The following is a 14,798-nucleotide window of genomic DNA, read 5'->3' as shown; positions in this document are numbered from 1 at the left end:
GCAAGCCGCTACCGCCCGGCTTGCGGCGTGGGCAGGCGCGCGCGCCCGTGCTGGCGGAAGGCCGTCGGCGTCTGCCCCACAAGCCGGGAAAAGAAGCGCGCGAAATACGCGGCATCTGCAAAGCCCAGCGTCGAGGCGATCTGCTTGATATCGAGATCGCTGTAGAGCAGGTCGCGTTGCGCCTCCACGATCAGGCGCGAATGGATCAGTTGCAGTGCGCTCCTGCCTGCCAGCTGCTGGCAGATGCGATTGAGCTGGGTGGGCGAGATGCCCAGCGCATCGGCGTAGCCTGCGAGGTCCTGGTGGTTGCGAAAGCGCGCCTCCACCAGCTGCTGGAATTGCTGGAAGTGGCGCGCGGTCCTGCCCGCCGGCTGCGCACCGGTTGCGCCCGCGCCCGACACACGCCGGGCAATACCTACCAACAGCAAGGACAGGAGCGCCGCCAGGGCGGCACCCCGCCACAGCGACACCGCGTTCATCTCCTTGCGGAACAGCTCCAGCGCGCCGGCAAGCACGGTAGCGTCATCCTTTCCGCGGCCGAACTGGTCGTGGTAAGGCCGCTCGAACAGCGGCACGGCATCCGGCACGCCTGCCAGCAAGGTGTGCAGGTAGTGGTCGGTCATGGTGATCACGATCCCGTCGACGTCCGGCGTAAAGCGAAAACCATGCACGCAGCGCGGCGGCACCGTCACCACCGTACGCCGCGCCAGCGGGTATTCGCGGTCGTCGAGCAGCGCCTGGCCGCCGCCCTGGTGCACGTAGAGGATCTGGAAGAAGCGTTCGTGGCGATGCGGCTTGATTTCCCAGTCGTTGACGCCGCTGCGCTCCGGGATCGACTCGAAATGCAGTTGTTCCAGCAGGGGTTCGTTGGAATTGACCCCGTAGAGAGAGTAGGTCGGGACGGTTTTCATGGGGCGGGGGCGGGCACCGGAGCTGCCATTGTCCCGCCAGTGGCCTGCACTGTCCATCGGTGCTGGCGAGCCTTGCGGCATTGCCGGTTCCAGTTTCGGTCGCTACGGACGCTGTTTGTCACAGGGGCGGCAATAGGCCGTGGATTGGTTTAGTCTACTATCAGTCGACCTCCAGCCAGGGGCTTTCGTGATCAGGAAGCAATTCTCATTTCGCCGCTACCGGACCAATCTTCAGAACGAACTCGACAGCGCCGAGTTGTATCGCCTGCTTGCCAGCGTCGAGCGCAATGGCAACCGGCGCGACATCTTCCTGCAGCTTGCGGCGTCCGAGCTGGAGCACGCCGAGATATGGCGCCGCCGGTTACGAGAGCAAGGCGTGGATCCCGGGGCATTCAAGCCAAGCCGGAAGACCCGGGCACTTGGATGGCTGGCGCGGCATTTCGGTCCTCGCTTCGTACTGCCGGCAATCTCGGCCAATGAGTTCCTGGACCGGGACAGCTATGCCGGGCAACCCGATGCGCATGGGCTTGCCAGCGCGGAGCAGGAACATGCGAAGGTGCTGCGTGCGGTGGTGCAGAGCAGTACCACGCCGGGGCTGGCTGGTACTGACATAGCCGGCGCCGAGAGCTGGCATCGCAGAGGCGCGGGAAACGACCTTCGCGCTGCCGTGCTCGGCGTAAACGATGGGCTGATCTCCAATTTCTGCCTGCTGATGGGGATTGCCGGATCGGGGTCGTCTGCCAAGGCGATCGTGCTCGCCGGTGTTTCGGGCCTTGTCGCCGGTGCGTTCTCCATGGCCTTGGGAGAGTGGCTGTCCGTAACCAATGCCCGGGAACTTGCGCTGTCCCAGATCGCCGGAGAAGCGGACGAACTAGAGCAAGCGCCGCTGTCCGAGCAACACGAACTCGCCCTTATCTACCAGGCCAAGGGCCTGGACAAGTCCGACGCAATCCGTATTGCGGAACGCGTCATGCAGGACAAGGAGCAGGCGCTGGATACCCTGGCGCGTGAGGAGTTGGGCATCGATCCGAAAGAGCTGGGCGGGAGTCCATGGTCGGCAGCGTCGATTTCGTGCGCGCTGTTCGCATTGGGCGCGGCCCTCCCCTTGCTGCCCTTCGTCCTGCTCTCGGGGAGGGCAGCGATCACTGCCAGCATCGTGGCGGCCGTCCTTGCGCTGGCAGGCATCGGCGTACTGACTTCCCTCTTTAATGGCCGCTCCACATGGTTCTCGGCAAGCCGGCAAATCGCGATTTGCGGTGTCGCGGCCGCTTTTACTTATGGCGTAGGCATGGCTTTCGGTGCGTCGCTGGCGTGAGTGGAGCGTTTGCAGGGAAGCGCTGGCTCATCAGAGCCAGGAGGTTGTTCCGGACTCGCCGTTACTTACTTGGAAGACTTCGCTCCAGCTTCGGCTACGGCCACGTCGGGCTGCCTGTTCCACCATCCGCCTCCCAGCGCCTGGAACAATCCGGCGGTATCGCCAAAACGGGTGGCCTGCGCCTGTACCAGGGCAATCGCCGTCTGCTGATATGCCTGTTCCGCGGTCAGCAGGGCCAGATAGTTGACGTAGCCCAGTTCCTGCTGCTTGCGCGTGAGCTCGAGCGAGGTTTTGGCCGCGCGCTCGGCTTCCACGGCCGCGTTCAAGGCGTTGGCATCGGCGTGAAGCGCGTGCAGTGTATCCGCTACATTCTGGAACGCTGTCAGCACGGTGCTGCGATACTGCGCCGCAGCCTGGCTCAGGGCCGCCTCGGCACCGCGCTGCCGATGCAGCAAGGTGCCCCCGGCGAAGAGCGTCTGGGTCGCGCTGCCGACGATGGTGAAGAACTGCCCGGCAGGCGAGAACATCTGGCTGAATTGGGTCGCATTGCCTCCAAACGTTCCATTGATGGCGAGTTGGGGAAGGCGTGCCGCCACCGCCACGCCGACTTGCGCGCTGGCCGCGTGGAGTTGCTCCTCGGCGGCACGGATGTCGGGGCGCTGCTCCACCAGCTGGGACGGCAGGCTGACGGGCAGTTCGTCCGGCAGATGGAGCGACGACAGYGCAAACGTTTCTTCCACGTCCTCGTCCGGCAGGTTGCCAACCAGGACGCGGATCAGGTCCCGGGTCTGCTCAAACTGCTTTTCCAGGGGAGGAAGCAATTGTTTCGCCTGCGCCAGGGCAGTTTCCTGAGCCGCCACCTCGAGACCCGCGGCAGCGCCGTACTTGAGCTGCCCCCGCATGATCTCGAGGGAGCGGGTATTGGTGCCGATAATGCGTTTGACGGCGGCGATCTGGTCTCGCACGGACGCCTCCTGGATCGCGGCGGCGACCACGTTGGAGGCGAGCGTGATATAGGCTGCCTCGAGCTGGAAGCGCTGGGCGTCCCTTTGTGCCTGGAGCGATTCCACCGCGCGTCGGTTGCCGCCGAAGACGTCTGGCACGAAACCAACCGTCAGCTGGGCGCTGTGCCAGTTATAGATAACGGGGGTGCTGGTTGGGGGCGAGGTGTCGGTCTGCCCGGTCGAGATGACCGATCCATTGCCCTGGAGCCCTGGCGAGTTGCCTCCTGTATTTCCAGATATCTTGATGCGCGATGGCGAATAGCTTGCCTGAATCGTTGGGAAGAACAATCCCTGTTGCGCGTACACGTTCTCCTGGGCCTGGCGTAGCGCAGCCTGAGCGGCCTCGATAGTGGGATTGGCCTTGAACGCTTTCCGGATCAGGGAGTCGAGTTGCGGCGACCGGAACAGGTTCCACCATTCGCCCGGGATATCGCGCGCCGTGTTGAACGTCTGGGCTGCCCCGGCGATTCCCGGCGCCGAGGCAGTCGCCATCGGCAGGGGGGTGGGGGCGTAGTCGCTTGCCTGAGGGGCTTTCGGCCGCTGAAAATCCGGCCCAACCGCGCAGCCCCCGGACGCTACGGCAGCCAGTGCCGCCGCAAGCTGAACCAGCCTCTTCCTGGTTCCGAATTCAACAGAGTGGTTGCGCATCATCTTCACCCACATCGCCTTTTTGTCCGAACGATTGGTCGACAATCCCGGCACCATTACCTGCACGGCTGGAGCGACCAGCAGCATGGGCGTGGGGGCAGCATTCCCCCACCACGACCGTTACGGCATGGCGCGCCCATTGCCTGTCAGCGATGGCATGGGGGCGATTCTATGCGTGAACGGATAGGCCACGCACTGTGATTGATCACAGTAGACTGCGCGCCCCCACAGTTCGATCATGCGCACAAATTCACGCAAATCCGGGGCTCTGTCGTGCGTATCGATACCAGGTCCGCCGCTATCGGCGGTGCTGCCGCAGCCATCGCCGTGCTTGGCTTGATGTTCGGCTTCTCGGCGCGCACGCAGCCAACTTCCCTGTATGGTCCGCAACCTGAGCAGGGCAATGCACGCGGAGGGAGCGGCCCAGTGGCGGCTCCCCCACGTGGCGAGCAGGCCGTGACCCTGATTCCGACACAGTTGCAGCACATCAAGGTGGCACCGGTAGAGGAAAGGGAGTTTGCCAACCAGCGCGAGGCGATCGGCAATATCGACTTCAACCTGGACCGCTCGGTCCAGGTATTCACTTCGTACCAGGGCAAGATCCGCAACGTGTTCGCCAAAGTGGGCGACGACGTCGAGAAGGGCAAGCCCCTGTTCGAGATCGACAGTCCGGATCTGGTGCAGGCCGAGTCCACCCTGATCTCCGCCGCCGGCACGCGCAAGCTGACTACCAAGGCGCTCGAGCGCGCCAGGCAACTCTTCGAGATACAGGGCGTCTCCCAAAAAGACCTGGACCAGGCGGCGTCAGATCAACAGGCCGCCGAAGCCGCCTACAAGGCAGCACGCGATGCCGTGGCCATCTTCGGCAAGCGTCCGGCCGACATGGATCGCATTATCGAGCAACGGAAGATCGACTCGATCCTCACGGTGGCCAGCCCGATTGCCGGCCGGGTCACGGCACGCAATGCGCAGCCCGGGCTGCTGGTCCAGCCGGGCAATGCACCGGCGCCCATCACCGTGTCGGACGTCTCCACCATGTGGATGCAAGCCTTCGTGCCGGAAACCGATAGCCCGCTTCTGCATGTGGGCGAGCCGGTCCAGATGAAGGCGATGGCATTCCCCGGCCGTGTCTTCGCCGGTACTGTGACCACCATTGGGGCCACGGTCGATTCCAATACGCATCGGATGATGGTGCGTTCCGAGATCAAGGATCCGAAGCATGAGCTGCGGCCAGGCATGTTCACCTCGTTCGAGATTCGCACCGGCGACGCAGTCCGCTCGCCGGCGATCGCGGCCGACGGGATCGTGCGCGAAGGCGATGGCAGCATGACGGCCTGGGTGACCACTGACCGCAAGCGATTCGTCAGGCGCACGGTCACGCTGGGCAAGCAGCAGGACGGCTGGGTCCAGATCCTCGAAGGACTCAAGCCGGGTGAACTGGCCGCCAACGAAGGCGCGCTGTTCCTGAGCAACGCCGCCGCCCTGGCCAGCCGATAAGCCCGGCCTGCCTGCACCATGGCGATACATTAAAAGTACAAAGAGTACAAAGAGTGCAAAGAGGTAGACCGTGCTAAGGGCCATTCTCCGGTTGTCGCTGACACGCCGACCGCTCATCCTGTTGTTCCTCCTGGTGTTCGTCGGCGCTGGCCTGTTCGCCTTCTCCAAGCTCAATATCGAGGCTTATCCGAACCCGGCGCCGGTGATCCTGGAAATCACCGCGCAAGCCCCCGGCCTTTCGGCCGAGGAGATGGAGCGTTACTACACGGTACCGATGGAGGTTGGCCTGGCGGCCACGCCAGGCGTCGAGAGTATCCGCTCGACGTCCTTCTACGGGCTTTCTTTCGTGCGCGTGACCTTTCGGTACGGCATCGACTATTACTTCGCCTACACGCAGGCAGCGCTCGCGCTGCAACAGAACGTCAGCCTGCCGAACAATGTGCAGGCGCAGATCCAGTCGTCCAGCCTGGTGGGAGAGATTTACCGCTACCAGCTCAAGGGGCCGCCGCACTTCGGCCTGACCAACCTGCGCACGCTGCAGGACTGGGTGTTGCAGCGCCGCCTGAAGACCGTACCGGGTGTGATGCAGGTGGTCAGCTGGGGCGGTACGACCAAGGAATACGACGTCGAGGCCGACCTGCACAAGCTCGAGACCTACAACGTCACGCTGCCGCAGATGGTCACGGCCCTGGGAAACGCCAACATCAATGTGGGCGGGCGTACGATCAACCTCGGCCAGCAGTCGGTCAATATTCGCGGCGTGGGCCTGGTCGAAAGCGTCAAGGATATAGAGAGCGTCGTCCTGACGCAGAACAATGGCGTACCGGTGCAGGTCAAGGATGTCGCCAAGGTCAGGATCGGCTTTACGCCGAGGTTGGGCAAATCCGGGCGTGACAACGAGGACGACGTGGTCACCGCCGTCGTGGTGATGAACCGCACCTTGCAGACCAACGAGGTGGTGGCGCGCGTCAAGGCCGAGATCGACAAGATCAACAGCGACGGCACGCTGCCTGCCGGCGTCAGGGTCGAGCCCTACTATGATCGCTCCAGCCTGGTCTCGGTCACCACCCACACCGTCCTGCACAGCCTTTTCTTTGGCTGCCTGCTGGTGTTCTTCATCCAGTGGATTTTCCTGGGCGACCTGCGCAGCGCGATTATCGTCAGCGTCAACATACCGTTTGCGCTGTTCTTCAGCATCATGATCCTCGTGCTGGTCGGGGAATCGGCCAACCTGCTGTCGGTGGGGGCGGTCGACTTCGGGATCATCGTGGACTCCTCGGTGATCCTGGTGGAGAACGTGTTCCGGAATTTCCAGATGCCGCTGGCGGAGCAGGCGCGACTGCTCGCGAGCCGCGATGCGAAGGTGCTGGGCATGCGCGTACCCGACCGCCTGCGCATGATCTTTGTCAGCGCGCTGCAGGTGGACAAGGCGGTGTTCTTCTCGGCTGCCATCACGGTGGCGGCCTTCGTACCGCTGTTCACCATGCAGGGCGTGGAGGGGCAGATCTTCGGGCCGATGGCGCGCACTTACGGCTACGCCCTGCTGGGCGCGTTGATTGCCACCTTTACCATCACGCCGGTGCTGTGTACCTATCTGTTGCCCAAGCACATCGAGGAGAAGGAGACCTGGCTGGTGCGCGGCTTGCACCATCTCTATGCACCGGCCTTGAAGTGGTCGCTCTCCAACAAGCGGGTCTCGGTCGCCATCGGTGCGCTCGTGCTGGTACTCACCGGTCTGCTGATGACGCGGCTGGGCACCGAGTTCCTGCCGTCGCTGGAGGAGGGCAATCTATGGATTCGCGCCACCCTGCCGCCGACGGCCTCGCTCGAGGCCGGCATTCCGCCGGTGGCCAGGATGCGGCAGATCCTGCTGCGCCATCCCGAGGTGGCCACGGTGGTATCGCAGCACGGCCGCCCCGATGATGGCAGCGATGCCGCCGGCTTCTTTAATGCCGAGTTCTTCGTGCCGCTCAAGCCATTCGATCAATGGCCTGCCGGCATGACCAAGGACAAGCTGGTGGCGGACGTACAGAAGGAATTCGCCGATGAGTTCACCGGTATCACGCTGAATTTCTCGCAATACATCCAGGACAATGTCGAGGAGGGCTTGTCCGGGGTCAAGGGCGCGAACTCGGTCAAGATCGTGGGACGCGACCTGGCAACGCTGGAGAGGCTGGCCGACCAGGTCCTGCACGAGATGGGCCAGGTCAAGGGCGTGACCGATCTCGGCGTGTTTCGCGTACTCGGTCAGCCCAATCTCAATATCCGCGTCAACCGGGAGGCTGCCGCGCGCTATGGGCTCAATACGGGAGACATCAATACCGTGGTGCAGGCCGCGCTCGGCGGCACCCAGGCCAGCACCATTCTGGAGGGCGACCGCCAGTTCGCGATGACAGTGCGCCTGGCCCCGGAATACCGCGGCGATATCGAGGCTGTCCGCAATATCAAGGTGTCTTACCAGATCGCGAATGGCGCGAATGGCGGCAATGCCTATATACCGCTCAGCGCGCTTGCGGATATCACCCTCGATACCGGGGCTTCCTACATCTACCACGAACGGAACCAGCGCTTTATTCCGGTCAAGTTCAGCGTGCGCGGCCGCGACCTGGGAAGCACCGTGGCGCAGGCGCAGGAGCGCATCACGAATGCGGTCAAACTGCCGGAGGGCTACCACATCGAATGGGCCGGCGAGTTCGAAGAACTGGAGCAGGCCAAGAAGCGGCTGGAACTGATCGTGCCGGTCAGCATCCTGATGATCATCGTGCTGCTCTACGGCTTGTTCAATTCGCTGCGCGACAGCTTCATGGCGCTGGCCGGCATTCCCTTTGCCATCGCGGGCGGCGTGGCGGCGTTGTTCCTCACCGGGCTGGATTTCAGCATCTCGGCGGCAATTGGCTTCATTTCCCTGTTTGGCGTATCGGTAATGGACGGGATCCTGATGATCTCCTATTACAACGACCTGCGTCGCCAACAGGGCTTCAAGTCGACGCAAGCCATGTTTCATGCAGCCCAGCAACGGATGCGCCCGATGCTGATGACGGCGTTGTCCGCGTGCATCGGCTTGCTTCCCGCAGCGATCTCCACCGGCATTGGCAGCCAGGTGCAGCGACCGCTCGCCACCGTGGTGGTGGGCGGCATGCTGGTGGGGCCGCTGATGCTGCTCGTGATCGTGCCGGCGCTGCGGATGGTATTCCTTGGCAAGGATCCGGATTCGGATTCGGATTCGGGTGATGCGCCCGCCGTGGCCGATACCACCGTCCCCCAATAGCGCCTGGGGCAAATGCCCGGCAGTGTCCGGGCAGGAGCCCGCCTGGTGTCCTCATGCCTGGGCGGGTCTCCTTTGTCGCGGGACTTACTGCGGTCCCAGCTTCCTGATCAGCGCGTCGAGCTGCGCCAGTTCCTGCTCGTCGAGGTCGGTCAGCGGCGCGCGGACCGGGCCGGCATCGCGTCCGACCAGCTTGGCGCCAGCCTTGACGATGCTCACGGCGTAACCGGCGCGGCGGTTGCGGATGTCCAGGTAGGGCAGGAAGAACTCGTCGATCAGGCGGTTGGTGGTGGCGTGGTCGTCGGCGGCGATCGCGCGGTAGAAGTCCATCGCCGTCTTGGGGATGAAGTTGAACACGGCCGAGGAGTACACCGGCACGCCCAGCGCCTTGTAGGCGGCGGCATAGACTTCGGCGGTGGGCAGGCCGCCCAGGTAGGACAGGCGGTCGCCCAGCTTGCGGCGGATGCGCACCATGCTCTCGATTTCACCCACGCCGTCCTTGAAACCGATCAGGTTGGGGCAGCGGTCCGCCAGGCGTTCCAGCATTTCCGCGTTGATGCGGGAAGTGCCGCGGTTGTAGACGATCACGCCGATATGGACCGACTTGCAGACTTCCTCGATATGGTTGGCAATGCCGTCCTGGCAGGCTTCGGTCAGGTAGTGGGGCAGCAGCAGGATGCCCTTGGCGCCCAGGCGCTGGGCTTCCCTGGCATAGGCGATGGCCATGCGCGTCGGGCCGCCTGCGCCTGCCAGGATAGGCACCTTGCCCGCGCAGGTTTCCACCGCGGTGCGGATCACATTGGAATAGTCCTCCGGCGTCAGCGAGAAGAACTCGCCGGTGCCGCCGGCGGCGAACAGGGCCGTGGCGCCATACGGGGCCAGCCATTCAAGGCGCTCGACATAGGTCTCGGGACGGAAGTTGCCTTGCGCGTCGAAGTCGGTCACGGGGAAGGAGAGCAGGCCTTCCGAGACGATCTGCTTGAGTTCTTGTGGTGTGGTCATGATGGCTGGTCCTGAGCGCCGCAAGGGCAAGGTTTAGGGCAGTGGTTCTTGTGCTTCCTGGTGGTCCGCACAGTCAAGATACGTCATCGTACAACTGAGATGCAGATCGCGCAAGAGGATTCGTTGAGGCGAGCGTGGCGCCACATGCGATTTTCAGGATGCACTTCGGCTCTACACGCTGGCCTGACTGACTTGAAAGCTGCCTGAAAGCTCAATTTCGCGCTAGACCGGTCTTGTACAGGCAAACGTGATCTTTGCACTCACCTCGGATCTTTCCCGACATCTTCATATCGGGTAAACACTGAATGCTGTACGGGAAACCGGTTGCATATAATGCCAGTCATACGACGACATATCACGAAGCCATGAAAGCTACGGGGATGGGCGGTCACCCGACAGGGCACCGCACAGCTCCGCCGTAGCCGGTGCCGGAGACCCCATGAACCTCAGCAATACCATCAGCGTGGCCGGGCAGGCCACCCGCCGCAGCCACGTCCGTTACTGGATCCTGCTGATGATCTTCGTGGTGACGACGGTGAATTACGCCGATCGCGCCACCTTATCCATCACCGGCCCCGCAATGCGCTCGGAGTTCGGCTTCGATGCCGTGCAGATGGGTTTCATCTTCTCGGCCTTCAGTTGGGCCTATGTGATGGCACAGATTCCCGGCGGCTGGCTGCTCGACCGCTTTGGCGCGCGCCGCATCTATGCCTGCAGCATCTTCCTGTGGTCACTCTTTACGCTGCTGCAGGGCTTTATCGGCGCGTTCGCCACGGTTGGCGCGGCAGTCACCACGCTGTTCGTGCTGCGCTTTGCGGTAGGCCTGGCCGAATCGCCGGCGTTTCCGGCCAATGCCAAGGTCGTCGCCAGCTGGTTTCCCACCGCCGAGCGCGGCACGGCTTCGGCGATCTTCAACTCGGCACAGTATTTCGCCGCCGTGCTGTTCACGCCGCTGATGGCCTGGCTGACTCATGCGCTGGGCTGGCATCACGTCTACCTGTGGATGGGCGCACTGGGCATGGTGCTGGCCGGACTCTGGCTCAAGGTGGTGCGCAGCCCGGCGACCCACCCCGGCGTGACTCCCGCCGAGCTGGAGCATATACAGCAGGGCGGTGGCCTGATCGAGATGAGCGGGGACGCGGGCAAGAAGGAGAAGGAACCCGCCGGCACCCGCTGGTTCTATGTGCGTCAGTTGCTGTCCAACCGCATGCTGCTGGGCGTGTACCTCGGCCAGTACTGTATCAATGTGCTGACGTACTTCTTCCTGACGTGGTTCCCGGTGTACCTGGTGCAGGCGCGCGGCATGTCGATCCTGAAGGCGGGCTTCGTCGCATCGTTGCCGGCGATCTGCGGCTTCCTGGGCGGCGTGCTCGGCGGAGTGATCTCGGACGGTTTCCTGCGCCGCGGCTTTTCGCTCACCGTGGCCCGCAAGGTGCCCATCGTCGCGGGCATGCTGCTGTCGGTCAGCATGATTGCCTGTAACTATGTCGATAGCGAATGGCTGGTGGTCGGCTTCATGGCGCTGGCCTTCTTCGGCAAGGGCATCGGTGCGCTGGGCTGGGCCGTGGTGGCGGATACGGCACCGCAGGAAGTGATTGGCCTGGCCGGCAGCATTTTCAATATGTTCGGCAATATCGCGGGCATCGTCACGCCGATCGTGATCGGTTATATCCTTGGCACCACCGGTTCCTTCAATGGCGCGCTGGTGTTCGTCGGCGCCAACGCGCTGGTGACGGTGATCAGCTACCTGGTGATCGTCAAGGAAATCAAGCGCGTCGAACTCAAGCATCCCTGAATTCCTGATACTGATAGCAGGTGGCCGCGCCGTGGTGCGCAGCCAGGCTGCCGGAAGCGTTTCGCAAGGAAAAGAACATGTCGGTTATCGATATCAAGGTAGAGCAGCCCACCGGTGCGCAGCCGCAGCCGGGCAAGCAGGTGCAGGGCACACCGCTGTATATCCGCATCCATGAGCTGGATAACGTGGCCATCGTCGCCAACGATGGCGGCCTGCCGGAGGGAACCGTGTTCCCTTGTGGCCTGACCTTGCGTGAGAGGGTGCCACAGGGCCACAAGGTGGCGCTGGTGGATCTGGGCAAAGGCGATGCCGTGGTGCGATACAACGTGGTGATCGGCTATGCGCTGCGCGACCTGCCCAAGGGCAGCTGGGTCAACGAGCGCGTCATCGAGATGCCGGTGGCGCCCGAACTGGACGACCTGCCCATCGGCACCCGCGTGACGGCGCCGCTGCCGCCGCTGGAGGGCTATACCTTCGAAGGCTTCCGCAATCCGGATGGCTCGGTCGGCACCCGCAACATCCTCGCCATCACCACGACCGTGCAGTGCGTGTCGGGCGTGGTGGAGCATGCAGTACGCCGCATCAAGGCCGAGTTGCTGCCCAGGTATCCCAATGTGGATGATGTAGTGGGCCTGGAACACACCTATGGCTGCGGCGTGGCCATCGATGCGCCGGACGCCATCGTGCCGATCCGCACGCTGCGCAATATCGCGCTCAACCCCAACTTCGGCGGCACCGCGATGATGGTGAGCCTGGGCTGCGAAAAGCTGCAACCGGAGCGGCTGATGCCGCCCGGCACCATGCCCGTGCAGACCGGCGCTGGCGGCGTGGAGGTTGGCGTGGTGTGCCTGCAGGACGAGGAGCACGTGGGCTTCGAGAGCATGATCGATTCCATCATGGCCATGGCCCAGACCCACCTGGCCAAGCTGGACCAGCGCCGCCGCGAAACCTGCCCGGCTTCGGATCTGGTGGTTGGCGTGCAATGCGGCGGTAGCGATGCATTCTCCGGCGTGACCGCCAATCCCGCCGTGGGATTTGCCACCGACCTGCTGGTGCGCGCGGGCGCCACCGTGATGTTCTCCGAGGTCACCGAAGTGCGCGACGGCATCGACCAGCTCACCGCGCGCGCCGCCACGCCGGAAGTGGCGCAGGCGATGATCCGCGAGATGGACTGGTACGACCGTTACCTGGAAAAAGGCCGCGTCGACCGCAGCGCCAACACCACGCCCGGCAACAAGAAGGGCGGCTTGTCCAATATCGTCGAAAAGGCGATGGGCTCGATCGTCAAGTCGGGCAGCACCGCCATCACCGGCGTGCTCTCGCCCGGCGAAAAGCTCAAGCACAAGGGTTTGATCTACGCGGCGACGCCGGCCAGCGACTTCATCTGCGGCACCTTGCAACTGGCTGCGGGCATGAACCTGCATGTGTTCACCACCGGCCGCGGCACGCCGTACGGCCTGGCCGAAGTGCCGGTGATCAAGGTCGCCACCCGCAGCGATCTGGCGCGCCGCTGGCACGACCTGATGGACGTGAACGCGGGCCGCATCGCCACCGGCGAAGCCACCATCGAGGACGTGGGCTGGGAACTGTTCCGGCTGATGCTGGATGTGGCGAGCGGACGCAAGAAGACCTGGGCCGAGCACCATAAGCTGCACAATTCGCTGGCGCTGTTCAATCCGGCGCCGGTGACCTGAGCGAGCGCTTCGCCGGGGACAGCAAGAAAAAAAGACGGGACGACGGACGACGATCGGGACCAGAGTCCCGATCGCTTTACATTCGCCCGGAGCCAACCTTAAATGAGGATGGATTCGGTTCCCCCCGCCTTTACGCCGACCGGCAGCCGCAGTTCTCGCTTCATGCCATTTCCCCTGCGGACATGACGCCGGAGACGGATCGAGCCGTGCTTCGCGGCACCTTGCCGGCCGCGCGGCCGAATCCGTAACCGGACATTCCGTCGCGAGGTGCATCATGGCCGATCTTTCCACCGAACTGGTCGAGGGCTTGAAGTCAAAGTTGAGGGGCCAGGCGCTGCAGCCTGGCGAAGCGGGTTACGACGAGGCCCGCAGCATCTGGAACGCCATGATCGACCGGCATCCCGCGCTTATCGTCAAAAGCGCGGGCGCGGCCGATGTCATCCACACCGTGGCGTTCGCGCGGGACAACGGTCAATTGCTGTCGGTGCGTGCCGGCGGCCACAATATCGGCGGCCTGGCAATCTGCGAAGGCGGGATCACGCTGGATCTGTCGGCCATGAAGTCCGTGCGGATCGATCCCACCGCGCTACGTGCTTATGTCGAACCCGGCGCCACGCTGCGCGACTTCGACCACGAGGCGCAGGCCTTCGGTCTTGCCACGCCGCTGGGGATCAACTCGACTACCGGCGTGGCTGGCCTGACCCTGGGCGGCGGTTTTGGCTGGATCAGCCGGAAGTACGGCCTGACGATCGACAACCTCGTCAGTGCGCAGGTGGTCACCGCCGACGGCAAGCTGCTACGTGCAAGCGCCGCCGAGCATCCCGACCTGTTCTGGGCGATTCGCGGTGGTGGCGGCAATTTTGGCGTGGTCACCGCGTTCGAGTTCGCGCTGCATCCAGTCGGGCCGGAGGTATTCGGAGGGCTGATCGCCTTTCCGCTGGCGCACGCGCCTGCGGTCTTGCAGGGACTGCGCGACCGGTTTGCCGGCATGCCGGACGAACTGACCGTCTGGGCCGTGATGCGGCTGGCGCCGCCGTTGCCGTTCCTCCCGCCGGAATCGCACGGCAAGCCCATCGTGGTGCTGGCTATCTGCTATATCGGCCCGGTGGCGAACGGCCCGCAGCTTGTCGAGCCGCTACGGAAACTGGGCACCCCCTATGGCGAGCATGTCGGGCCCATGCCGTTTGCCGCCTGGCAGCAGGCCTTCGATCCCTTGTTGACGCCCGGAGCGCGCAATTACTGGAAATCGCATAACTTCGCCGGTCTCGACGATGGTCTGATCACGCTATTGACGGACTACATCGGCAAGCTGCCTTCACCGCATACCGAGATCTTTATCGGTTCGATGGGCGGCCAGACCAATCGGGTGGCAGCGGATGCCACCGCCTATCCCAGCCGCGATGCCAACTTCATCATGAACGTTCACGGGCGCTGGACCGACCCGGCTGACGACGATGCCGGCATCGCGTGGTCGCGCGCGGTCTTCCAGGCAGCGGCGCCATTCGCGCAAGGTTCGGTGTACGTCAACTTCATGACGCAGGAAGAGGGCGATCGCGTGGGCGCAGCCTATGGGCCGAACTATGCACGCCTGGCCAACGTCAAGCGCCAGTACGATCCCGACAACCTGTTCCGGCACAACCAGAACATCAAGCCGGCCCAGGGTTAGC

General features: G+C 63.8%; 10 protein-coding genes. 7 read left to right on the top strand and 3 right to left on the bottom strand.

What is annotated here, in order from left to right:
• Nucleotides 1-8: 8 nt before the first annotated feature.
• Nucleotides 9-911 carry a helix-turn-helix domain-containing protein gene (locus AC1DQ3_RS17550; protein ID WP_477121434.1) on the bottom strand — a complete coding sequence of 301 codons (903 nt, stop codon included), beginning with the start codon at nt 909-911 and terminating at the stop codon, nt 9-11.
• Nucleotides 912-1,101: 190 nt separating this feature from the next.
• Here AC1DQ3_RS17550 and AC1DQ3_RS17545 point away from each other — a divergent pair, with 190 nt between their 5' ends.
• A complete protein-coding gene (locus tag AC1DQ3_RS17545) occupies nt 1,102-2,226 on the top strand; it encodes a VIT1/CCC1 transporter family protein (RefSeq protein ID WP_477121495.1) in 1,125 nt (374 codons plus the stop codon).
• Between the two features lie 65 nt (nt 2,227-2,291).
• On the opposite strand, the gene AC1DQ3_RS17540 is transcribed toward AC1DQ3_RS17545, so the two are convergent.
• Nucleotides 2,292-3,878: an efflux transporter outer membrane subunit gene (locus AC1DQ3_RS17540; RefSeq protein ID WP_477121494.1), complete on the bottom strand. Its 1,587-nt coding sequence runs from the start codon at nt 3,876-3,878 to the stop codon at nt 2,292-2,294.
• Between AC1DQ3_RS17540 and AC1DQ3_RS17535 the strand changes: the two genes are divergently transcribed.
• The 3 genes from AC1DQ3_RS17535 to AC1DQ3_RS17525 all read left to right on the top strand — a co-directional run bounded on the left by AC1DQ3_RS17535 (nt 3,871) and on the right by AC1DQ3_RS17525 (nt 8,643).
• A complete protein-coding gene (locus AC1DQ3_RS17535) occupies nt 3,871-4,065 on the top strand; it encodes a hypothetical protein (protein ID WP_477121433.1) in 195 nt (64 codons plus the stop codon). The two genes, AC1DQ3_RS17540 and AC1DQ3_RS17535, sit on opposite strands and share 8 nt — an antisense overlap.
• Before the next feature lie 86 nt (nt 4,066-4,151).
• A complete protein-coding gene (locus AC1DQ3_RS17530) occupies nt 4,152-5,375 on the top strand; it encodes an efflux RND transporter periplasmic adaptor subunit (RefSeq protein WP_477121432.1) in 1,224 nt (407 codons plus the stop codon).
• A 70-nt stretch (nt 5,376-5,445) separates the two neighbouring features.
• Nucleotides 5,446-8,643, top strand: a complete 3,198-nt coding sequence (locus AC1DQ3_RS17525) for an efflux RND transporter permease subunit (protein WP_477121431.1) — start codon at nt 5,446-5,448, stop codon at nt 8,641-8,643.
• An 84-nt stretch (nt 8,644-8,727) separates the two neighbouring features.
• Here the strand turns inward: AC1DQ3_RS17525 and kdgD are convergent, their stop codons facing one another.
• Nucleotides 8,728-9,642, bottom strand: a complete 915-nt coding sequence (gene kdgD / locus AC1DQ3_RS17520) for a 5-dehydro-4-deoxyglucarate dehydratase (RefSeq protein ID WP_477121430.1) — start codon at nt 9,640-9,642, stop codon at nt 8,728-8,730.
• 439 nt (nt 9,643-10,081) lie between these two features.
• On the opposite strand from kdgD, the gene AC1DQ3_RS17515 reads away from it, so the two are divergent.
• The 3 genes from AC1DQ3_RS17515 to AC1DQ3_RS17505 all read left to right on the top strand — a co-directional run bounded on the left by AC1DQ3_RS17515 (nt 10,082) and on the right by AC1DQ3_RS17505 (nt 14,797).
• The gene (locus AC1DQ3_RS17515) at nt 10,082-11,437 is read left to right on the top strand and encodes an MFS transporter (RefSeq protein WP_477121429.1); all 1,356 of its coding nucleotides are present in this window, start codon (nt 10,082-10,084) and stop codon (nt 11,435-11,437) included.
• Nucleotides 11,438-11,514: 77 nt separating this feature from the next.
• The gene (garD, locus tag AC1DQ3_RS17510; RefSeq protein ID WP_477121428.1) at nt 11,515-13,131 is read left to right on the top strand and encodes a galactarate dehydratase; all 1,617 of its coding nucleotides are present in this window, start codon (nt 11,515-11,517) and stop codon (nt 13,129-13,131) included.
• A gap of 274 nt (nt 13,132-13,405) precedes the next feature.
• Nucleotides 13,406-14,797, top strand: a complete 1,392-nt coding sequence (locus AC1DQ3_RS17505; RefSeq protein ID WP_477121427.1) for an FAD-binding oxidoreductase — start codon at nt 13,406-13,408, stop codon at nt 14,795-14,797.
• Nucleotide 14,798: the final 1 nt, after the last annotated feature.

Source organism: Cupriavidus sp. 01T418, assembly GCF_056398885.1.
This window is presented reverse-complemented; position numbering and strand designations above follow the sequence as displayed.

What these genes read in the sequence shown, in the direction of transcription:
- AC1DQ3_RS17550 (WP_477121434.1), bottom strand. Translation starts at nt 911, where the DNA reads ATGAAAACCGTCCCGACCTACTCTCTCTACGGGGTCAATTCCAACGAA.
- kdgD (WP_477121430.1), bottom strand. Translation starts at nt 9,642, where the DNA reads ATGACCACACCACAAGAACTCAAGCAGATCGTCTCGGAAGGCCTGCTC.
- AC1DQ3_RS17515 (WP_477121429.1), top strand. Translation starts at nt 10,082, where the DNA reads ATGAACCTCAGCAATACCATCAGCGTGGCCGGGCAGGCCACCCGCCGC.
- garD (WP_477121428.1), top strand. Translation starts at nt 11,515, where the DNA reads ATGTCGGTTATCGATATCAAGGTAGAGCAGCCCACCGGTGCGCAGCCG.
- AC1DQ3_RS17505 (WP_477121427.1), top strand. Translation starts at nt 13,406, where the DNA reads ATGGCCGATCTTTCCACCGAACTGGTCGAGGGCTTGAAGTCAAAGTTG.